At 61.3% G+C, this 18598-nt stretch carries 27 protein-coding genes; 19 read left to right on the top strand and 8 right to left on the bottom strand.

Annotated elements, in window-relative coordinates:
* Positions 1–86 precede the first annotated feature (86 nt).
* The 9 genes from N0D28_RS03525 (at position 87) to N0D28_RS03485 (ending at position 4538) form a co-directional block, all read left to right on the top strand.
* Positions 87–482, top strand: coding sequence for a hypothetical protein (locus tag N0D28_RS03525; RefSeq protein ID WP_260561003.1), 396 nt, complete (start codon positions 87–89; stop codon positions 480–482).
* On the top strand, positions 479–838 hold the full coding sequence (locus N0D28_RS03520; RefSeq protein ID WP_260561002.1) for a hypothetical protein: 360 nt from the start codon (positions 479–481) through the stop codon (positions 836–838). Before N0D28_RS03525 ends, N0D28_RS03520 begins: the two co-directional genes overlap by 4 nt.
* The gene (locus tag N0D28_RS03515) at positions 835–1332 is read left to right on the top strand and encodes a hypothetical protein (protein WP_260561001.1); all 498 of its coding nucleotides are present in this window, start codon (positions 835–837) and stop codon (positions 1330–1332) included. Before N0D28_RS03520 ends, N0D28_RS03515 begins: the two co-directional genes overlap by 4 nt.
* Complete coding sequence (locus N0D28_RS03510) at positions 1333–2049, top strand: hypothetical protein (protein ID WP_260561000.1); 717 nt, start codon at positions 1333–1335, stop codon at positions 2047–2049. It abuts the gene before it with no gap.
* Between the two features lie 27 nt (positions 2050–2076).
* Positions 2077–2646 (top strand): hypothetical protein, encoded by a 570-nt coding sequence (locus N0D28_RS03505; protein WP_260560999.1) that lies wholly within the window; start codon positions 2077–2079, stop codon positions 2644–2646.
* A gap of 106 nt (positions 2647–2752) precedes the next feature.
* On the top strand, positions 2753–3097 hold the full coding sequence (locus N0D28_RS03500; RefSeq protein WP_260560998.1) for a hypothetical protein: 345 nt from the start codon (positions 2753–2755) through the stop codon (positions 3095–3097).
* Positions 3094–3495: a hypothetical protein gene (locus tag N0D28_RS03495; protein WP_260560997.1), complete on the top strand. Its 402-nt coding sequence runs from the start codon at positions 3094–3096 to the stop codon at positions 3493–3495. Before N0D28_RS03500 ends, N0D28_RS03495 begins: the two co-directional genes overlap by 4 nt.
* A 249-nt stretch (positions 3496–3744) precedes the next feature.
* Positions 3745–4140: a response regulator gene (locus N0D28_RS03490; RefSeq protein WP_260560996.1), complete on the top strand. Its 396-nt coding sequence runs from the start codon at positions 3745–3747 to the stop codon at positions 4138–4140.
* A gap of 59 nt (positions 4141–4199) precedes the next feature.
* Complete coding sequence (locus tag N0D28_RS03485) at positions 4200–4538, top strand: hypothetical protein (protein ID WP_260560995.1); 339 nt, start codon at positions 4200–4202, stop codon at positions 4536–4538.
* A 365-nt stretch (positions 4539–4903) separates the two neighbouring features.
* Here N0D28_RS03485 and N0D28_RS03480 read toward each other — a convergent pair whose 3' ends face one another.
* The 4 genes from N0D28_RS03480 to N0D28_RS03470 all read right to left on the bottom strand — a co-directional run bounded on the left by N0D28_RS03480 (position 4904) and on the right by N0D28_RS03470 (position 6117).
* Positions 4904–5119 carry a hypothetical protein gene (locus tag N0D28_RS03480; protein ID WP_260560994.1) on the bottom strand — a complete coding sequence of 72 codons (216 nt, stop codon included), beginning with the start codon at positions 5117–5119 and terminating at the stop codon, positions 4904–4906.
* Entirely contained in the window at positions 5119–5616 is a 498-nt protein-coding gene (locus N0D28_RS03475; RefSeq protein WP_260560993.1) for a type II toxin-antitoxin system HicB family antitoxin, read from the bottom strand. Before N0D28_RS03475 ends, N0D28_RS03480 begins: the two co-directional genes overlap by 1 nt.
* 50 nt (positions 5617–5666) lie before the next feature.
* Complete coding sequence (locus N0D28_RS15625) at positions 5667–5831, bottom strand: type II toxin-antitoxin system HicA family toxin (protein ID WP_376777652.1); 165 nt, start codon at positions 5829–5831, stop codon at positions 5667–5669.
* 145 nt (positions 5832–5976) lie between these two features.
* The gene (locus tag N0D28_RS03470) at positions 5977–6117 is read right to left on the bottom strand and encodes a hypothetical protein (RefSeq protein ID WP_260560992.1); all 141 of its coding nucleotides are present in this window, start codon (positions 6115–6117) and stop codon (positions 5977–5979) included.
* A gap of 209 nt (positions 6118–6326) precedes the next feature.
* Here N0D28_RS03470 and N0D28_RS03465 point away from each other — a divergent pair, with 209 nt between their 5' ends.
* Positions 6327–7112, top strand: coding sequence for an AraC family transcriptional regulator (locus tag N0D28_RS03465; RefSeq protein WP_260560991.1), 786 nt, complete (start codon positions 6327–6329; stop codon positions 7110–7112).
* Entirely contained in the window at positions 7109–7501 is a 393-nt protein-coding gene (locus N0D28_RS03460; protein WP_260560990.1) for a VOC family protein, read from the top strand. The genes N0D28_RS03465 and N0D28_RS03460 overlap by 4 nt, the downstream gene beginning before the upstream one ends.
* 203 nt (positions 7502–7704) lie before the next feature.
* Here the strand turns inward: N0D28_RS03460 and N0D28_RS03455 are convergent, their stop codons facing one another.
* From N0D28_RS03455 to N0D28_RS03445, 3 genes are read right to left on the bottom strand one after another with little or no spacing between them, the layout of a single operon-like run.
* Entirely contained in the window at positions 7705–8088 is a 384-nt protein-coding gene (locus N0D28_RS03455) for a hypothetical protein (RefSeq protein WP_260560989.1), read from the bottom strand.
* Positions 8088–8480 (bottom strand): hypothetical protein, encoded by a 393-nt coding sequence (locus tag N0D28_RS03450; RefSeq protein WP_260560988.1) that lies wholly within the window; start codon positions 8478–8480, stop codon positions 8088–8090. Before N0D28_RS03450 ends, N0D28_RS03455 begins: the two co-directional genes overlap by 1 nt.
* Entirely contained in the window at positions 8477–8926 is a 450-nt protein-coding gene (locus tag N0D28_RS03445) for a hypothetical protein (protein WP_260560987.1), read from the bottom strand. The genes N0D28_RS03450 and N0D28_RS03445 overlap by 4 nt, the downstream gene beginning before the upstream one ends.
* 126 nt (positions 8927–9052) lie before the next feature.
* Between N0D28_RS03445 and N0D28_RS03440 the strand changes: the two genes are divergently transcribed.
* The 6 genes from N0D28_RS03440 to N0D28_RS03415 all read left to right on the top strand — a co-directional run bounded on the left by N0D28_RS03440 (position 9053) and on the right by N0D28_RS03415 (position 15392).
* Positions 9053–9295 (top strand): helix-turn-helix domain-containing protein, encoded by a 243-nt coding sequence (locus N0D28_RS03440; RefSeq protein WP_260560986.1) that lies wholly within the window; start codon positions 9053–9055, stop codon positions 9293–9295.
* On the top strand, positions 9292–9531 hold the full coding sequence (locus tag N0D28_RS03435; RefSeq protein WP_260560985.1) for a GIY-YIG nuclease family protein: 240 nt from the start codon (positions 9292–9294) through the stop codon (positions 9529–9531). The genes N0D28_RS03440 and N0D28_RS03435 overlap by 4 nt, the downstream gene beginning before the upstream one ends.
* 147 nt (positions 9532–9678) lie before the next feature.
* Positions 9679–9831, top strand: coding sequence for a hypothetical protein (locus tag N0D28_RS03430; RefSeq protein WP_260560984.1), 153 nt, complete (start codon positions 9679–9681; stop codon positions 9829–9831).
* A 243-nt stretch (positions 9832–10074) separates the two neighbouring features.
* Positions 10075–13326, top strand: a complete 3252-nt coding sequence (gene hsdR, locus N0D28_RS03425; RefSeq protein WP_260560983.1) for a type I restriction-modification system endonuclease — start codon at positions 10075–10077, stop codon at positions 13324–13326.
* Positions 13327–13383: 57 nt separating this feature from the next.
* Positions 13384–14859, top strand: coding sequence for a class I SAM-dependent DNA methyltransferase (locus N0D28_RS03420; protein ID WP_260560982.1), 1476 nt, complete (start codon positions 13384–13386; stop codon positions 14857–14859).
* Positions 14856–15392, top strand: coding sequence for a DUF1016 N-terminal domain-containing protein (locus tag N0D28_RS03415; protein ID WP_260560981.1), 537 nt, complete (start codon positions 14856–14858; stop codon positions 15390–15392). Before N0D28_RS03420 ends, N0D28_RS03415 begins: the two co-directional genes overlap by 4 nt.
* A 13-nt stretch (positions 15393–15405) precedes the next feature.
* Here N0D28_RS03415 and N0D28_RS03410 read toward each other — a convergent pair.
* Positions 15406–16415 (bottom strand): IS630 family transposase gene (locus N0D28_RS03410; protein WP_376777651.1). Its coding sequence is split into 2 segments (ribosomal slippage): positions 15406–15941 and positions 15941–16415, totalling 1011 coding nucleotides; the frame shifts between segments, so codons are not numbered across the junction.
* 86 nt (positions 16416–16501) lie between these two features.
* Here N0D28_RS03410 and N0D28_RS03405 point away from each other — a divergent pair.
* Together N0D28_RS03405 and N0D28_RS03400 are read left to right on the top strand one after the other, a co-directional pair.
* Positions 16502–16942, top strand: coding sequence for a PDDEXK nuclease domain-containing protein (locus N0D28_RS03405; protein ID WP_260560979.1), 441 nt, complete (start codon positions 16502–16504; stop codon positions 16940–16942).
* A complete protein-coding gene (locus N0D28_RS03400) occupies positions 16932–18494 on the top strand; it encodes a restriction endonuclease subunit S (RefSeq protein WP_260560978.1) in 1563 nt (520 codons plus the stop codon). The genes N0D28_RS03405 and N0D28_RS03400 overlap by 11 nt, the downstream gene beginning before the upstream one ends.
* Positions 18495–18598 lie beyond the last annotated feature (104 nt).

Genomic DNA, 18598 nt, shown 5'->3' with positions numbered 1-18598 from the left:
CACAGCCCGCCTCAGCGCGGGCTTTTCGCTGCCTCGCCCAGGTGTCAGGGGCGTGGCGAAACTCTAACCATGACCCCGGAGGCCACTTGAAGCTCACCTTCCTGCTGTTCGGACCGCTCCTGCTCTTCCCGGCAGCGGTCCTCACCCGGCCCGCGCCCTGCGCCATCACCCTCTCGCCGGATCAGGTGCGGGGCGTGGCCTACCATGTGCGGCTGATCGTCTCGCCGGGTTGCCCGGCCAGCACCGTGTTCCGTGTTCGCAAATCCAGCACCCTGAACGTCAAGCGCAAGGGTGCGCCGTACCAGCCGATCAAGCCGCTACAAGGGGCGTGGGAGATCGGCAAAGCCCGAAATACCGTGCCTGACGCTGAGCTGTGGACCTCAATCACCTGGCGCTGGGAGCTGTACGACGCTGAGAAGTTCAACGTCCTCACCGACGAACTGGGCGCGTGGCGCGGCATTCCCGTGGAGCATGGGCCATGAGTGACCAAGTGGATTTGCAGCAGCTCAACGCCACACTCCAGACGCTTCAGAAGGCCCTGGAACGACTTGAGCGCAGCGTGTCGGGCGACAGGGACAACAACGTGCCGAGCATCCGAGAGTTTGTCAGGGACGCCGTTGCCGAGTTGCGCCTAGACATCAACAAAATCAAAAGCGACCTCAACAGCGTGGACACCGCCGCGTCTGATCGACTGGACGCCATTGAACAACTCAGCCGAGTTCAAGCGGCGCGGCAGGAGGGGCAGATGACCGTTATCAAGTACCTCGGCGGCGGCTCGCTCGTCTCTCTCGTTGGCTTGATCGTGACCGTCTTCAAGCTCACTGGGAGCCACCCGTGAGTCCGCACATTGCTCGCGTGATGCCTGGCTGGGTCGCACCGTTTCTGGGCGTATTCGGCGCGTGTGTGGCCGTGCTGCTGGGCCTGCTGGCCTCGCAGCTTTACAGCAGCATCTGGCGGCCCTCGCCGTTCAGCTACACCGCTGAGGTGTACCTGCCAATCAAACCGGAGGTGTGCCCCGGCGGGGTGGTGACGTGGCAGCCGCGCCTGATCGTCAACAAAACCCCGACGCTCCTGATGGTGGTGCGAACCCTGTGGGACGCCTCGGAGGGCCGCACGCTCAAGCCGGATACCGAGCCGAAATACTTCATCTGGACCCAGGCGCAGCAGGGGCAGACACTCAACAGCGCCTTCGGCAAATACCCGCTGCCCGCTGATCTGGAGCCGGGGTTTTACGAGATTCGCAGTGCGGCCACGTCGCCCAATTCAGATGCGGCGGCCTATCGGGTGCCGTTCGTGATTCCAGAGAGCTGTTTTAAAAGGGGAGGGAAATAGATGTTTGACTTCAAAGCTGCCAGCGCGGCGCGTCCCAGCGGCGAAACCACCGCTGCACTCCTGGCGACCTACGGCAATCCCGAAGGTTCAGGCGCTGGACCGAGCAAGCAGGGCGGGGCATGGTTCGAGCCGTCGCCTGCCTGGAAGCAGGACAACCTGGTGAAGGTCAACCTCTCCGATCTGCCGGGCTTTCCACAGTATCCCGGCGCGAAGATCACCGGCGTCAGCGTCCACCGGATCGTCGCACCGATCCTGGTGGCGACCTGGGTGGAGCTGCACCGGCGCGGCTTGAATACCAGGCTTCGCACTTTCAATGGCTCATTCGCGGCCCGGCACATGGGCCATGACCGGACCCGCCCGCTGAGCGTCCATGCCTTCGGCGCGGCGATTGATTTTGACGCCGAGTGGAACGGGTACGGCTCACCGATGGGCAGGATGCAGATTGACCGCGACGTGGGGCGGGAGATGGTCGAGTCCCTACGAAGATGGGATGCATTTTCAGTGGACCGACCCACTCAGGGGCACACCGCTGGCGGAATGGCAGGATGCACTCGGCAGATCCGCAGCCCCCGCGCCCACGCCGCTCTACCTCTACTCGCAGAACCGAGATCCAGACGGCAAGCTGCGCCTGGACTGGACCAGCATCGCGGTCGACGCCCAGGGCCGGGTGCTGCTGGGAGCCGACAAGCATCCACGCACCGTGTACGTGCCGCCTGAACTGGCGGCGGCGAAAGGGCTGAAATAATGGAACTTCTTGTGCCCTACCTGGGGCAGCTCGGCCTGGCAGGCATCGTGTTCGTGGTGCTGCTGGCCCTGACACAGCTCGGATTGACCCAGTTCTTCAAGCTGCTGGCCCAGACGATCCTGAAGAACAGCACATTCGACTTCACGGGCCTGTGGGTGCTGGGCCTCTCGCTGGTGCTGGGCGGGCTGCTCGGGGCGGTGATGCTCTCCAGGGTGGCGGCGCTGCTCGACATCCAGTTGCCTCAACCCTGGGGCGGTGTACTGGCCGGAGTGATCCTGGCGGCCATCGTGAGCGGGCTGGTGAGCTACCAGCAGCAGCGCAGCAGCGAGAAGGCCGCCAGCAAGGTGGATGCAATCACGGCGGTGCTCGGGCAGCTGAGCGCGGCACAGGCGACAGCAGTACCAGCTGCCACGCCACAGCCGGTTCCTGACGCCCTCCCCGCCGAAACCCTGACGCCGATCACGCCGGACGAGGCCGCCAGCCTGACCCGCACTGACTGGCCTGCACTGCACCAGCCGGACGACGCGCCGCTGGTGACAGATCGACCCGGTTCCAATCAGCCTTACTAGGCCCGTTCCGACTTGAGACGGGCTTATTCCGTCCCATTCGGTCCCAATCCACCCTCTTGCGGCCCTTGCCACGTGCAGGGGCCGCGCTCGTTTGTACAGGAGCACCGTGAATGCACTGACCCTGAATACCCTGAAGCTGCACCTCAAACTCCTTGCTCTCAAGGCCTTACCTGAGATCGAGCGCCAGGCCGTCGCCGTCGCGCAGGCGGGCATCACGCTGGCCAGTGCGGCCAAGCGTGCCCAGGGGACCGAATACATCGTCACCCAGTACGCCAAGGCCACCGCAAATGTGCCGGGCTTGAAAGACACCCTGGTGGACGACCAGCTGGTCCGCGAGCATGCGGGCGAGGCCATCGACTGGGCCTTCGGTCAGATCGGCGGTCTCCTCAACGGCCTGGTGCATGCGCCGGTCACCGATGACGGCACCCTGCCCCAGGGCGGTCTAAAGTGAAGCGCAGCTTGCTGATGCTGATGGGCGTCATCGCCCTGGCCAGTTGCGCGCCGGTCCAGCTCTCTCTCCCTGCCGTGCCTGACCCTGGCAGCGCCGCACTGACCATCGATCGCCAGGACAGCCAGGCGGTGGTGACGTTCGCAGCAGGCAGTCTGGACGCTCAGGCGGTGCAGGTGACGCTGAGCGGCGTGAACCTGGCCGTCAACGATCCGAACTGCAAGGCCGAGGGCGCTCAACTGGTCTGCACCCTCGGCACAGTGCCTGCTGGCCGGATGTACGTCCTGCCGGGTCGTGGGGTACTGGTGGCCGAGGCGGCGTACCAGCGGCCTGATGGCGCTTCGTATTCGCTGATTTCGGAGGGCGCGGCCCCACCGAATGTCACGGGCGGATCGCGCTAAACACCACAAGTCCGCAAGCCAGAGCCCTCCTGCATCCGCTTCGGCGCTCGTGCAGGGGGGCTTTTTCGTTACCAGAGGGGCTAGGCAATCAGGATTTCATTCTGGTGCGGCCTGACATGGGCCATCTGGTGCTTAGTAAGAGTGGACACAGAGGTGATCCGAACCAAAGCTGGCATGTTAAATTGAATATCTCATGAAGACGCTTGTGGTTCCCGCGAGCTCCACGACATGAATCGTCCATTTCGCCTGATGCTGATCGACGACAACTACGCGGATTGTCTACTGGCCGAAGAAGCGTTGAACTACCCTGGTCTGGACTGTGAATTCACCTTCAGCGAATCTGGCCCAGCGGTCCTCGAGAGCTTCAAGGCGGGCGCTCGGCTCCCTGATCTCCTGCTCTTGGATATCAACATGCCCGCGATGAACGGCTTTGAGATACTGAAGGTGATCAAGACGACCTCCGAACTACGCCACCTGCCAGTAGGGATACTGAGCACGTCGCGAAAGCCGGAAGACATCACTGCGGCGTACGATCTCCAGGCCAATTTTTATATCGTGAAGCCGGTCGAGTTTTCAGGGTTCCAGGCGCAGTTGTCTGGACTCTTAAGCTTCTGGCGCAACGCCATGTTGGCCGCGTGGTCGTAAACGCCAAGTCCGCAACTCAACGCCTCCGCCCTGGCTGATCCTGGGAGCGGAGGCGTTTTTTGTTGTCGACGCTCGCAGCATTCACGCTAGATCAGTTCATAGTACTGGGCGTACAGCGTATCCATACTCTGCTGGAGCAATTCCTCGGAAACGCGGATCTGATTCAGATCATGCTGAAAGTGCTCGAGCATCTGAAGCCGTGCGGTTTGATGGGGTCCAGCTTCCACCAGCAAGCTCTCAACGATACCGACAGCCGTTTCCATGTCCCGATGAAGTCCAGTCAGGGACGCTTCAAGATGCTCCCAGCCTTGTATGGCACTCTTGATGTTCTGGGCCACATCACGCGCGCCGAAGTGCGGCATGCGGGCATCCTCAATAACGGAGAGTACATCCCTTAACCGGTTTTCGTGTATCTCCAATGACATGTCCCACCTTACCTCTCCAGGGGAAACGCGGAACGCTTACCTTCAGGTTTGGCATACGCCGATGAGCGTTGGACTGGATGTCAAAGGAATCTGCAGCGCAGGTATTCAAGTTGCTCACTGACCAGCAGGGCCTCGCGGGCGGACTGGCTGCCTCGGACGATCACAGGAATGTCAACGCAACAAAAAGCCCCCTGCACCCGTTTCGGCGGGTATGCAGGGGGCTTTTTGTTGTGGGCCGTCCTCAGCCGGGTGAGGGGCACGCCCAGGTCATGCCGGTGATCCCACAGGTCTGTCTCAGGCTAGGTGCTCGACCAAGAGCGGCGCATCCCGCAAGTGGCCTAAGCCGTCGCGCTGCCTTCGGGTGGGTCGGCCTCAACGTGATACACCTCATCGTCTTCCTGCGTGACCCACAGACCATCTGGGCTGTATCCCCAAACCAAGAAGTGCTCCGCGTGCTTACCACAGGCGCTGCGGGCCTGGTGGGCCGTCTCGAACCACCCCAGATCTTCCAGAATCTCCCCGGTGTGCGCGTTGATGCGCTGCGCGCGCGGCATCAGACGGCCTGCGCCTCACCAGGTGCCACCGGGCGGCCCACATTCGAGGTCAAGTTCACGTCCAGGTGGGCACCCAACGCCTCCGCCAGCCGCCGCAGCATGGCGAGCGAGTGGCCCCAGTAAAACGGGTTGGCCAGCCGGAACAGGGCCGCGTGCCCAGTCCCCAGCCGTCTGGCCAACTCGCGGTAGCTCAGGCCGCTCTCGTCGATGACCCGTGCGACCTGGAGACTGACCGGGTTGACTGGCGCGGGAGTCACGCGCAGAAGGGTCACGTCCAGTTCAGCGTAATCCTCCTGCACCAGCTCGCTCAGGTCCGAGAGGCGCTGCGCCACCGGGGCGGGTGCGTTCGGCGCGTCCAGCAGGTAGAGCGCTACCGCTTCGGCCAGCGTGGTCTTCAGAGCGTCGAGCGTATCTTCCGTCGCCAGAATGGTCTGCAATTCAGGGACGTTGCCCGCGTAGCCGTCTGCCGTTTTCGTTACGAGTGCCAGGTAGTCCATCGTGTCTCCATCTGTCAGGGGTGGGGTGGGGGCCGGGGCCCCCGGTGCGTCTATTTGAGTCCGAGTCTGCGGAGCACCGCGTTCTGTTGCCCTTTGTCCGATTCTCGACTGGAATTTCCGCTCAGGATGATGAATCCCTCTTCGTTTTCTTTCGTCCATTTCCGGTGGTTGGTGCCTCCTCTGATCTGTTCAGTCCACCCGTGCTTGGTCAGCATTGCTTCGAGTTCTCGTACTTTCAATCCCAACCTCCCTGACTGCCCACATTGTAACATATTTGTTACCACATGTAGGGAAGTATCAGGCGTACACCCGACACAAAAAAGCCCACCCGATCAAGGTGGGCAAGGTGCTCGGCAGCGATTACCTTCGCGCGTCGATCACGAACCCCAATCCCGCTTCTGCCTCACTGCTCAGCCCCAGCACCACCGCGTCCAGCCGCCCAAAGAAATGTGCCTGCGCCTGCCGCCGGGCCTGCACATCTTCATCGGTCGGCACCAGCACGATCGGTCCGGAGAGTGGATGGCACAGAGGTCATCAGGCCCAGCAGCAAGTCTGAGTCGGTGCTCGCGTGCTGGGCTGGCCCTACCGGATATCGAGGAGTTGAGGGTCGCTCTACCAGCCCAGAAGGGACCTTGTACCCAAAATAGAGAGGTCTGGATATGGTTCGAGTGGTGGTATTAATCCACTCCGTAGGATGCCTACACTTGGTTATGACGTCCGTACCGATTACTCAACATCAGGCGTTCGCCGCTCCAATCCACCTGAAGAGTTCAGATACGTTCCTTGAACACATTCTGAGTGACGTGACGGTCATGCTCTCTCCCTCCTCCAGATCTCGTTTACTGTGGCCTGATGCCCACATCGATCTGGTCATCCAAGTCGGTCAGGATGCTGCACCATTCGTTTTTTCCCCTGGCCTTCAGTGGAGTCCCGAGCGCGCTCCATCGCTGTCTGGCCCAGCGATTCGTCTACGCTTCTTTCCCTGGATGCTGCCGCAGGTCACTGCCTTGACTGTTGGCACTGCTTCAGTTCCAGCCTCAGTGCTGGCCGCTTTGACAAGTCATGACGCCGTGGGGGCGATGGAGACCACATGCACTTGGCTTGCAGAGACATGCGCGGCGTGGAAACCGGACCCACTTGCCCTGGCTGGGATCGCTCTCCTGACTGCGTCCGGCCGTGTTCCATCAGCGGCACTCGAAGACTTGGCGCAGACCTCTGAGCGTGCTCTTCAGCGTCTTTGCCGCTCAAATCTCGGGTGCAGCCTCACTGGACTGCAGCGGTTAATCCGCTTTGAACGTACTCTTCTGGCGCTCTTTGCGCATCCTGTCCCTCTCCTCGCCCTACTCGCAGTGGAGTTGGGCTTTGCTGATCAAGCCCACTTGTCTCGGGAAGTGCGCCGCTTCACTGGTCGCACGCCGCTGGCCTTGTGGCGTGAAATCCATTCGCCGGAATTCTTCAAGACACCCGCACCTCACTCTGTCATCCTCAATGCATGACCCAGCGTGAACCTGCCGTGTTTCTACGTAATGTCAACCTGCTCGTCCGTGATGTTGATTATGCAAGGCGCTTCTATGAAGAAACCCTGGGCTTGATCTTGGATGAGCGACGCTCAGCTCTACCTGCAATGCTGATCTTGCAAACTCCAGGCGGCTGTACGCTCAGTCTGAAAGATGCCACGACCGAAGAGCCTGGAAAGGTTACCGGTCCTGGAGACGTCGAGTTGGGCTTTGAAACAAAAGCGCTCGACGAAGTCCACGCAGCGATGACCTCCTTCGGTGTGAAAGTTACTGCCATCGTGGAGCAGGGGTTTGGCCGAACCTTTGATGGTCTAGATCCGGATGGCCATCACTTGGTGGTGTACACGCTGCGGCAGGAGAACCGCTAGGACCACTGCCCTAACCTCCGCTTCCCTTCTCTCAACGTATCCGATGCCTGTAACCACCTCGGAATTGTGCAACCCGTAAAAGGCCGGGCTCAGATACTCAATGTCCACACCCACCGCCGCTTGCAGGGCCTCCAGGTGGTTATCAAACTCGATCGGCAGCTCGCGCTCCTCGCGCTGGCCACTCGGGTGCAGGATGATGATCTTCATTCTTCTTCCCTCCAGGCCCGTAGCAGCAGCCCCCTGGCCTCATCGATCTCCACGTTGATGGTGCCACCCATGACTTCGCGCAGCAGCCGCGCCTCGCGCACACCCGCCACAGCATCGACGACCGCCACCAGTTCCAGTGTCCGGCCGCCCGTCTTCGCGTTAGGGATCACCTCGCAGGCGTAGGGCACCTCCCACTCGCTGGTGATGACAATGTCCTCGACGTCGAGCAACGTGCGAACGGCGGCGTCGAGGTTCGGCAGATCAGCGCGCTTGATCACCACCAACCCGGCAGCCTCCAGCTGGCCCAGGATGGTTTCCGCACCCCTTCCTAACGTCGTCGTCGCCGCGAGCCGCGCAGCGGGGAGGTCGAAGCGCAGCATTAGCGCACGTCTTGGATCAACCGGCACGTCAGCTCCGTGGCCTCGTCGTAGCGCGCGGCGTTGGACCCCTCGGGCAGGTGGGCTAACAGCTCGCGCCATAGCTCCGTCTGCACGTCCACGCCCGCTTCAAATGAGGCTTGCCACGTCTGCGCTGCCTGAGCGCGGCACTGGGCGGCCACCGGGTCACCGGGGCAGATCCGCTTGGTCGGCCCTGCCAGTAGCAGCAGTGCCGCGCGGTTGGCGAAGCGGCGAACGGTCTCCCGGCCCACCTCGGTCTGCGCCAGCTTGCGGATCTGCACGTTCACGCTGTCGCTGCTGCCTGAGACCGGCAGGGCCTGAAGCACCTTGACCAGGCCCGTCATCTCGACAGGCACCACGGTGTAGGCGCTCATGCAGCCACCGTCCCCGTGGGCAGGCTGAGCTGGCCGTAGGCGAAGCTGCGGGTGATGACGGCTTCCTCGACGGTCAGAGTGGCCAGGCTGGTCACGTCCCTACCCAGCACCGCAGCGGCGACCTCGTAGTGGCTGGCGCTGGTGCGGTACCCCAGGCGGCCCAGCTCGATGTGGAGCAGGCGGGCGGCAGGCTTGCCGATCACCGGCAGCAGCACCTCGTCGAGCAGCCACACCCGCTCAGCCTGCCTCAGCAGCCGCACAGCGCGCTCAAGCTCGGCAGACTGGCCGTTGATCTGCGCGCTCAGGCCCGCGTCCGTGCGGGTGAGGTTGATGATGGCGTACTCGACGTCTGTGGTGACGCCACACTCGCGGGTGACGCTCAGGACGTTGAAGGTCCGGCTCTGTGCGCGGGTGCCGGTGTTCGGGGTGAAGGTGTTATCGTTCATAGCGGGTCTCCGGTAACTCAGGGATTTCAGGAAGCGCCACATTCTTCGCGGGAGGAGGCGCTTTTCTGATGCCTAGATAGTATCAGAGTATTGCTATGCTGTCAATACTCTGATACTATCCAACCTATGAACACACTTCATACTGATGGGATGGTGAGCTGGAAGCTAAAAAACACGATGGACGCGCACTCAATCACGCGCTACGCCTTGCAGAAAGAAAGCGGCGTGGCGATGAACACCTTGCGCGGGATGTACGACGGCACGACAAAGCGGCCCGATCTAGAAGTTCTAGACAGCGTGATTCGCGCCTTACGGCAGATCAGTAGCAAGGAGATCACTCTCGCCAACATTCTGGAGTGGCAAGCATGAGCCAGTTCGTTTATGTCCTAGAGGACAAAAATACACACCTGCTCAAAATCGGCATCTCGATTGATCCAGAATTTAGAGCGAAGCAAGTCAGCAAAGACTTCGGCTGCGATGCTGTCGTTTTAGGCATTCTGGAAGCTGCCGATGCACGCCGGATGGAGCAATTCATTCATGGGATGCTTGCTGATAGTCGGGTGGTTGGGGAATGGTTTGAAGTCTCAGAGCGCCAGCGTAGCTAGCTGCTGGCATATTTCTCGGATCGACCCAAAATTGATCGAATCAAATTGCCCAAGCTGGTGAGTGAGCGCGTACCAACGGAGCCTCTTTCGCGATCTCTGGGAATGGATACCAGAGCTACAGTCAAAGTTGAATTGGCAAAAAGAGAAATGACAATGGTCGAGCTGGCCGCGCAGCTTGGCATCCCTCAGCAATCACTGAGCCGCACCCTGCAAACTTCACCGATCAATCAACGCAGTCACTGGCCCGCCATCCTCGAAGCCCTCGACCTGGAGATCGTCATCCAGCCCAAGCGGCCCTGAACATATTTCCGTCCTCGAGATCAGGCAGCGCACTGAGCCGGAGGAAAAGGCCCCGCACTGCTTCTGATGGTCAGCGCAGGGGCTTCGTCACGCCGCATGGTTGAGGACTGGGTGATCTTCGAGAAATCAAAGCAGCCAGACAAGCCGCCTACTTCCGTCTTTTGCGAATCATTGTGACTTACTGTTCAGCCCGAATCCCTTACCTTGTAAGCATGCCCTACTGCCTGAAGGACACAGGCCACCATGCTTGAGGGGAATTTCAGCTTCCTGGCTCCGTACGAGCCGCAGCTGGCGCTGATGGGTGCCCTGGCTGAAAAATACTACCTTGACGATCCCAACACCGCCTTGCTGAAGATCCGGCAGTTTGGTGAACTGCTCTCGCAGGTGGTGGCCGCCCGGTCAGGCCAGCTGGGTGACCCCGATGAAAGTCAGCAAGTCCGCCTCGCCCAGTTGCAGCGGGAAGGCGTCCTGCCCAAAGAAGTCTGGCAACTCCTGACCGTGATGCGGCGCAGTGGCAACGCGGCCAACCACGCCTTCACGGGCGAACGTGAGCAGGCCCTGGAACTGCTGAAGTTCGCCTGGATCGTGGGCGTCTGGCTCATGCGGACCTTTCACGACCCGGCATACCAGCGCGGCGACTTTCTTGAACCCCAGGTGCTGCAACAACCGGGAGCCGAAGCGGCTGGCCTGAAAGCGCTGCTGGCCCAGGCCGAGGCAGGCCGGGCCGAAGCCGAACGCCGATTGGCCGAGCAGCAGGCCGCCGCGCCCCGCGACACCGCGACCATCATTGCGCGGGGCCGCCGCGCCGCCGACCACTTGGATCTGAACGAAGCCCAGACCCGTCAACTGATCGACGCCCAGTTGTGCGCCGCCGGGTGGGAAGTGGACACAGCGGCGCTTACGTACGCCAACGGGACCCGTCCGGCCAAAGGCCGCAACCTCGCCATCGCCGAGTGGCCCACCTCCAGCGGCCCCACCGATTACGCTCTATTCGTGGGCATGACGCCTGTCGCGGTGGTGGAGGCCAAACGCAAGAACAAGGCCGTCATGGGCAGCCTGGAGCAGGCCGCCCGCTACAGCCGCACCTTCCGGCTTGGCATGCCCGGCCTGACGCTGCCCTTCGGACCCTGGGGAGAGGCCGCCAATGCTTACTTCGTTCCCTTTCTCTATGCCACCAATGGACGCGCTTACCTGGCGCAGCTTCAGGCCGAGAGCGGGATCTGGTTCAGGGACACGCGGCGCGGCGTCAATCCAGCCCATCCTCTGCCCGGCTGGCATTCCCCGGCGGAACTCTGGGCCATGCTGGAGCAGAACACCGAAGCGGCGGACAGCGCTCTGGACGCTGAGCCGCTGGACTACACCGTCGGGTTGCGCCCATACCAGAAAGACGCCATCAAAGCCGTCGAGCAAGCCGTCGCGGGCGGCAAGCGGGAGATGCTGCTGGCGATGGCCACTGGCACCGGCAAGACCAAAACGGCCATCGCCCTGATCTACCGGCTGTTGAAAGCTGGTCGCTTCCGGCGCGTGCTGTTTCTGGTGGACCGCGAAACGCTGGGTGAGCAGGCGGGAAACGACTTCAAGACCACCCGCTTGGAAGGTACACGCACCTTCGCCGAAACATTTAACCTCACGGCCATCGACGGCGGCTCCATAGATACGGAAACGTCCGTCCACGTCGCCACCGTGCAGGGATTGGTACGGCGTGTGCTGGGAGAGTCTCCGCCGTCAGTGGGCACTTATGACCTGATCGTGGTGGATGAGGCGCACCGGGGCTACACCCTGGACAAGGAGTTGGCTGAGGCCGAGCTGGGCTGGCGCAGCGAGGCTGATTACGTCAGCAAGTACCGGCAGGTGCTGGAACACTTTGACGCTGTGAAAGTCGCCCTGACCGCCACGCCTGCCCTGCACACCACCCAGATTTTTGGCCTGCCCGTCTTCGCCTACACCTACCGTGAGGCCGTGCTAGACGGCTACCTGATTGACCACGATCCGCCCATCTTGATCAAGACCGAGCTCAGCGAAAACGGCATTCACTGGAAACGCGGCGAGGAGATTGCCACCTATACGCCCGGCGCGGACGCGACCGAGCTGTATCAGGCTCCCGACGACATTGGCCTGGAAGTGCAGGACTTTAACCGCAAGGTCATCGCGCAGGGCTTTAACCGGGCAGTGGCCGCCGAACTGGCCCAGCAGCTCAACCCGCACGGCCCCGAGAAGACCCTGATCTTCTGCGCCACCGACCGCCACGCCGACGAGGTGGTGCAGCTCCTAAAAGACGCCTTCCGCGAGGTCTACGGAGAAGTGGACGACAGTGCGGTGGTCAAGATCACCGGGGCCAGCGACCGTCCGCTGGAGCTGACCCGCCGCTACCGCAACGAGCTGCTGCCCACCGTGGCCGTGACGGTGGACCTGCTGACCACCGGCATCGACGTGCCGCGTATCAGCAATCTGGTCTTTCTGAGGCGGGTGGGGAGCCGCATTCTGTTCGAGCAGATGCTGGGCCGCGCCACGCGCCGCTGCGACGAGATCGGCAAGACCACCTTCCGCATTTACGACGCGGTGCGTGCGTACGAGGCCATCGCGGACTTCAGCACCATGCAGCCGGTGGTGACACAGCCCAAGCGCACCTTTTCCACCTTGCTGGGCGACATTGCCAGTGCGCCGACCCGCGAGGCCCGCGCCCTGCTGCGCGACGAGCTGAGCGCCAAGCTGGGGCGCATCAAGAACCGACTGACGCCCGCTGCCCGCGACACCTTCGAGGGCGAGACGGGGCAGACCATGGAAGCGTACCTGGCCGGACTGCGGCAACTGGAGCCGGACGCCCTGCCCGCCTTTATCGCCAAGCAGCAGGTCGTCATGGAGATTCTGGACAGTGGACGCACGCGGGGCGGCCAGCCGATCTTTATCAGCGACCACGAAGACCACGTGACCGCCGTGGTGCAGGAGTATCCGGGCGGTGTGCGGGCTGAGGATTACCTCAGCGGCTTCACGCGCTATGTGCAGGACAACCGCGACCGTGTGCCCGCCCTGCTGACGGTGCTGACCAGGCCGGGCAGTCTGACCCGCAGCAGCCTGCATGACCTGAAACGGGCACTAGACCAGGAGGGGTTCAGTGAAATAACTCTGCAACGCGCTTTCGCCAGCGTGAAGCAGGTGGACGCCGCTGCCAGCATCATCGGTTTTATTCGCGCCGCTGCCGAGAACGAAACGCCTCAGCCCTTCGACGCCCGCGTAGATGCCGCGCTGGCCCGCTTGCTGGGTTCGCGTGCCTGGACCCCGCCCCAGCAACAGTGGCTCAAACGGCTGGCTGGACAGCTCAAGGCCAATGGCGTCGTCGATCAGGAATCACTCGATCAGCCCACCAATCCGGTGGTCTTGCAGATGGGCGGCTTCGAGCGACTCAGCAAAGTGATCTTCGGCGGTGAGCTGCCACTGATCCTGACGCAGTTTCAAACGGAGGTCTGGGAAGCCGGAAGCTGGCGGCAAGGGGCCTGAAAGATTGCCCTACTGTTGCCGGTTCCAGTTCAGCCATGCGGCACAATAGACCCACCCATGACCCGAACTATCGACATTGTCCAGAAGCTCTGGAATCTCTGCAACGACCTGCGCGACGACGGTGTCACCTACCACCAATACGTCACCGAGCTGACTTACCTGCTGTTTCTCAAGATGGCCAAGGAGACCGGCCAGGAAGGTCAGTTGCCGGAAGGTCGGCGCTGGGATGACCTGAAAGCCAGGAGCGCCCCAGACCGCCTCGATCACTACCGCCAGACGTTAATCGACCTAGGAAAGCACACTGAGCCGCTGGTGCGGATGATTTATACCAATGCCTCCTCGATTATCAGCAAGCCTGCGACCCTCAGCAAGCTGGTGACGGACATCGACGCGCTCGACTGGTACAGCGCCAAGGAAGAGGGTTTGGGCGACCTCTACGAGGGCCTGCTGGCCAAGAACGCGGGCGAGAAGAAGGCCGGGGCTGGGCAGTACTTCACGCCCAGGCCGCTGATCGACGCCATCGTGGCTGTGATGCAGCCCAGCAGCGACGACGTGATTCAGGACCCGGCGGCAGGCACGGGCGGCTTCTTGATCGCCGCTGACCATTACGTCCGTGAGCACGAGGACGTCTACGGCTGGCCGGAAGCCAAGCAGCACGAATACTTTGAAAGTACCTTTCACGGCATGGAGCTGGTGGCCGACACGCACCGCCTGGCACTGATGAACCTGATGCTGCACGGCCTGGCCAACGACCCGGCCCGCAGCGGCATCCGGCTGGGCGACACCCTCAGCAACGAGGGGCGCGATCTGGGCAAGGCCAGCCTGATCCTGAGCAACCCGCCGTTCGGCAACAAGAGGGGCGGCGGCACGCCCACCCGCGACGACCTGACCTTCGTGACCAGCAACAAGCAGTTCGCCTTCCTGCAGCACATCTACCGCGCTCTGAAGCTGCATGGCCGCGCCGCCGTGATCTTGCCGGACAACGTGCTGTTCGAGAGTGGCATCGGCAAGCAGATCCGGGCCGACTTGATGGACAAGTGCAACCTGCACACCATCCTGCGGCTGCCCACTGGCATCTTCTACGCCCAGGGCGTCAAGACCAACGTGCTGTTTTTGACGCGCACGCCCGGCGAGAAGGGCGGCACCAAGGAAGTCTGGGTGTACGACCTGCGGGCCAACATGCCCCAGTTTGGCAAGCGCACACCGTTTACCCGCGACTACTTCGCCGATTTCGAGGCGGCCTTCGGTGACGATCCCACCGGGGGGCCGGACGCGCTGGCCCAGCGGGTGGATACGGTCGAGACAGGGCGCTTTCGCAAGTTCAGCCGCGAGCAGATCAAAGAGCGCGGCGATAGCCTGGACATCTCATGGCTCAAGGACGACAGCGCCGATCAGGGTGAGCTGCCCGAACCCGCCCAACTGGCCCAGGAGACCCTGACCGAGCTGAGCGGCGCGATGGAAGAGCTGCGGGCCATTTTGCTGGAGCTGGGCGAGGACGAAACGGCGCTGGAGGAAGCCGGGGTGTTGTCTTGACGCAGGCGGGCGGGGCGGCGGGTGAAGCTGACTTCGCCCCCGTCCTGACGCTAATCCGGCAGGCGCAGTCCCGCGCCCTACACCGCGTCAACCGCGAGTTGATCGGGCTGTACTGGCAAATCGGCGAACACCTCCAGCACAAGACCGAGGCGGACGGCTGGGGGCGCGGCACGGTCACGGTGCTGGCCGCCTGGATCGCGCAGGAGCAGCCGGATTCGCGCGGTTTCTCGGCTCAGAACTTATGGCGGATGCGGCAGTTCTACGAGACGTACAGTCAGCATCCAAAACTCTCAGCAGTGCTGAGAGAATTGAGCTGGACGAACCACATGACCATTCTCAGTCGGTCAAACAGCGAGCAGGAGCGCGAATTCTACTTGCAAGCCGCCATCCAGGGCCGCTGGACGCAGCGGGAGTTGATTCGGCAGATGGACGGCAGCCTGTACGAGCGTGCCTTGCTCAGTCCGGCGCAGCTCTCGCCGGTGTTGCAGGCACAGCAGCCCGCCGCCCCCGGCATCTTCAAGGACAGTTATTGATCCCGGCTGAAGTTCAAGATGGGAGATAGCTGTGCAGGAGGCGAGCAGGGAGTCGGACATACCGAACGCGCTGCCACCCAACCCGGAGGCGTGCCTTCAGTTCCTGCAAGGTGCGGGCACAGAAGTTCCCCAGGATGTTCCGCTTCATGTACGCCCACACCAGCTCGATGGGATTGAGTTCCGGAGCATACGGTGGGAGGTACTGCAGGGACAACCGAGATTCACCTGTGACGAAGGCCGTGACGGCCTTCGACTTATGGATGCCAGCGTTGTCCAGCACCACCACGATCTCTCCTGGGACGTGGGTCAAGATGTGCTGGAGGAAGCAAATAACATCGGGGCCTTTGAAGGCCCCGTGCTGAGTTTGTTGGAAAAACTGGCCAGCAGTGGTCACCGCACCGATGGTTGAGACCTTATCCCAGCTCGCTTTCCCGAGGACCACGGGGGTCTGGCCGCGCAGCGCCCAGGTCTGCTTCACCGTGCCTTTGAGACTGAAGCCCACTTCATCCAGGAACACCAGGGTCGCACCGGCAGCTACTTTTTTTTGATCTCGGGAAGGGTGGTCTGAATCCAGGTCGCCACAGCGTCCGGGTTCTGTTCCAGGGCGCGTTTGTCTGGCTTCTGGCGGGAAAAGCCCAACTGGTGCAGGATTCTGCGGACGTGATCGCGGTGATGCCAGATATCGAAGTGACGACCAATGACGTCTCTGACCCGCAAGGTGCTCCAACTGGCGTCAGGAAAGCCGTGGACCTGCGCGCCTTCGCACAGGAGACGCTTGAGTGTCTCCCGCTGTTCCCCGCAGAGCGCTGGCGCTCTTCCCGTGGTCACCGTGGCCTGCAGCGCGTCTGAACCCTGGTGCCGCAGGCGATGTTTCCACGTGCTGATGGTACTCGCCTTGACGCCCAAGAACTCAGCGAGTTCCTGGGTACTGTGCGCTTGAGTCTCGAGGAGTTCGAGGAAGTGCAGCCGACGTTCTTCGAGTTGAGTTCGGGTCAGGTGCGAGGGTAGCCAACGGTCGGTCATCTCTCCAATCTACTATCTCCAACTTCAGCTGAGATCAATACCTGCTGGACTTTCTGAACCTGCCGCAGCCGCACAACGAACAGGACTTGCAGCGCGGGCTGGTCAGCCACCTGAAAGACTTCCTGCTGGAACTTGGCCCGGACTTCGCCTTTATGGCCGAGGAATACCGCTTGCAAGTGGGCCAGCAGGACTTTTTCATAGACCTGCTGATGTACCACCGCCGCCTGCAAGCCTTGGTGGCCTTCGAGCTGAAGATCACGGCCTTTTCGCCCTCCATGATGGGTCAGCTCGACTTTTACCTGGAGGCGCTGGACCGCGATCACCGGCTGGCCCACGAGAATCCCAGCATTGGCGTGCTGCTAGCTCGCAGCGCCGACACACAGGTGGTGGAGTACGCCCTGGCCCGCAGCGCCAGCCCCGCGCTGGTGGCCCGCTACCTGACCGAGCTGCCCGACAAGACCCTGCTGGAAGCCAAACTGAGCGAGTTCTACGCCCTGGAAGAAGGAGACAAGCCCGATGACCACTGACCTGATGAGCGACGAGAGAGAAGGACTGCCGGAAGGATGGGTGGAGACGAGTTTGGGCGAAGTTGTGACTGTAGTTAGTGGTATAGGTTTTCCACATGATTATCAAGGCCAAACTAGTGGAGCTTTGCCTTTCTATAAAGTGGGTGATATCTCACGTGCAGTAAAAGAAAACAACGGACTACTAGCGGGTGCAAAAAATTATATTTCACACAGCGATCTGGTTGAACTCAAAGGCAAGACAATACCTGTGGGGACTGTCGTTTTCGCAAAGATCGGAGAGGCAATTAAACTAAGCCGCCGAGCCAGAGCCTTGAGTGAAAGCGTCATAGACAACAACGTGATGGGAGTCGTCCCATCTGGGGCAATTGATAGTGAGTATCTGTTTAAATTTATGTGTACTGTTGATTTCTCCGAAAAATCACGTTCCACCACAGTTCCATCTCTAAGAAAATCTGATGTCGAAAACGAGGTGGTTCCCCTTCCCCCCCTCCCTGAGCAAATCCGCATTGCTGACAAGCTCGACGCCCTCCTCTCCCGCGTGGAGGCTGGCCGGGAGCGGCTGGAGCGTGTGCCGAAGCTGCTGAAACGCTTCCGCCAGAGCGTGCTGAGCGCAGCAGTGAGCGGGGAACTGACGCGGGAGTGGCGTGGGGGTGAGGAAATTAGTCTCCAATCAGCTTCTCTCGGAACTATTGCAAAGTTCATTGATTATCGTGGAAAGACACCGACCAAAACCACAAATGGTGTGCCCTTAATAACTGCAAAAAATGTTAGGCAAGGATATCTGAGTTTGGAGCCTCGTGAGTACATAGCTGAGGGAAATTATTCTGATTGGATGACACGGGGCTTTCCTAGTATAGGTGATGTGCTGATCACAACTGAAGCTCCAATGGGTTACGTCTGTTCTATAAACTGGGATTATAAATTCGCGCTTGCCCAGAGAATCATATGTCTACAATTCAGAAGTAGTGTTAGTGGAAGATTTATGGCTATCTACCTTCAAAGCTTTCAATTCCAAACTGAACTTAAAGCTCAGTCCAGTGGCTCTACGGTGGAAGGTATTAAAGCGTCCCGAATGAAGGAAATTGAAGTATATTTTCCATCTCTCCCCGAACAAACCGAAATTGTGCGCCGTGTTGAAGCCCTCTTCGCCATTGCAGACCGCATCGAGGCCCGTTATCAATCGGCCCTGACCACCTTCAACCGCCTGACGCCCGCGCTGCTGGCGAAGGCATTCCGGGGCGAACTGGTGCCGCAAGACCCCAATGACGAACCGGCCTCAGTGTTGCTGGAACGCATCCGGGCAGCGCGGGCCACGTTGGGCGACAAGCCCAAGCGGGGGCGTGGAGCGGCGAAGGAGGCGGGCGGCGCTAAGCCAGATAGCCCAGCGCCAGACGGCGCAACGCCGAAGCGCCGGGGTCGGCCACCCAAAGCCAAGCCAGAGTCCTTGCCGGTAGCCAGCAGCTATGACCAAGCCGTGCAACTTCTTCAGGAGCGTAAGTTCCAGAAGGCCGAAGGAACGCGGCAAGGAGAGCTGTTCGGGGTGGAAGACTGAGCGCTGGCTGCCCAGAGCTAGTCACTGACTGGTGCTCTCGCGGCTGCTGGCGCTGAATCTGGAGCGAGCGGCTGAGCAGGAGTAAGCGCTACAAGTCCGCAACG

The sequence above is a fragment of the Deinococcus rubellus genome, from assembly GCF_025244745.1.
Classification (GTDB): Bacteria; Deinococcota; Deinococci; order Deinococcales; family Deinococcaceae; genus Deinococcus; species Deinococcus rubellus.
This window is presented reverse-complemented; position numbering and strand designations above follow the sequence as displayed.

Excerpts from the sequence above, each read along its gene's own strand:
- N0D28_RS03505 (WP_260560999.1), top strand. The coding sequence starts at position 2,077 with ATGGAACTTCTTGTGCCCTACCTGGGGCAGCTCGGCCTGGCAGGCATC.
- N0D28_RS03430 (WP_260560984.1), top strand. The coding sequence starts at position 9,679 with ATGACAATGGTCGAGCTGGCCGCGCAGCTTGGCATCCCTCAGCAATCA.
- N0D28_RS03490 (WP_260560996.1), top strand. The coding sequence starts at position 3,745 with ATGCTGATCGACGACAACTACGCGGATTGTCTACTGGCCGAAGAAGCG.
- N0D28_RS03480 (WP_260560994.1), bottom strand. The coding sequence starts at position 5,119 with ATGCCGCGCGCGCAGCGCATCAACGCGCACACCGGGGAGATTCTGGAA.
- N0D28_RS03400 (WP_260560978.1), top strand. The coding sequence starts at position 16,932 with ATGACCACTGACCTGATGAGCGACGAGAGAGAAGGACTGCCGGAAGGA.
- N0D28_RS03450 (WP_260560988.1), bottom strand. The coding sequence starts at position 8,480 with ATGAGCGCCTACACCGTGGTGCCTGTCGAGATGACGGGCCTGGTCAAG.
- N0D28_RS15625 (WP_376777652.1), bottom strand. The coding sequence starts at position 5,831 with ATGCTGACCAAGCACGGGTGGACTGAACAGATCAGAGGAGGCACCAAC.
- N0D28_RS03420 (WP_260560982.1), top strand. The coding sequence starts at position 13,384 with ATGACCCGAACTATCGACATTGTCCAGAAGCTCTGGAATCTCTGCAAC.
- hsdR (WP_260560983.1), top strand. The coding sequence starts at position 10,075 with ATGCTTGAGGGGAATTTCAGCTTCCTGGCTCCGTACGAGCCGCAGCTG.
- N0D28_RS03445 (WP_260560987.1), bottom strand. The coding sequence starts at position 8,926 with ATGAACGATAACACCTTCACCCCGAACACCGGCACCCGCGCACAGAGC.
- N0D28_RS03435 (WP_260560985.1), top strand. The coding sequence starts at position 9,292 with ATGAGCCAGTTCGTTTATGTCCTAGAGGACAAAAATACACACCTGCTC.
- N0D28_RS03440 (WP_260560986.1), top strand. The coding sequence starts at position 9,053 with ATGAACACACTTCATACTGATGGGATGGTGAGCTGGAAGCTAAAAAAC.
- N0D28_RS03475 (WP_260560993.1), bottom strand. The coding sequence starts at position 5,616 with ATGGACTACCTGGCACTCGTAACGAAAACGGCAGACGGCTACGCGGGC.
- N0D28_RS03465 (WP_260560991.1), top strand. The coding sequence starts at position 6,327 with ATGACGTCCGTACCGATTACTCAACATCAGGCGTTCGCCGCTCCAATC.
- N0D28_RS03460 (WP_260560990.1), top strand. The coding sequence starts at position 7,109 with ATGACCCAGCGTGAACCTGCCGTGTTTCTACGTAATGTCAACCTGCTC.
- N0D28_RS03520 (WP_260561002.1), top strand. The coding sequence starts at position 479 with ATGAGTGACCAAGTGGATTTGCAGCAGCTCAACGCCACACTCCAGACG.
- N0D28_RS03510 (WP_260561000.1), top strand. The coding sequence starts at position 1,333 with ATGTTTGACTTCAAAGCTGCCAGCGCGGCGCGTCCCAGCGGCGAAACC.
- N0D28_RS03455 (WP_260560989.1), bottom strand. The coding sequence starts at position 8,088 with ATGCTGCGCTTCGACCTCCCCGCTGCGCGGCTCGCGGCGACGACGACG.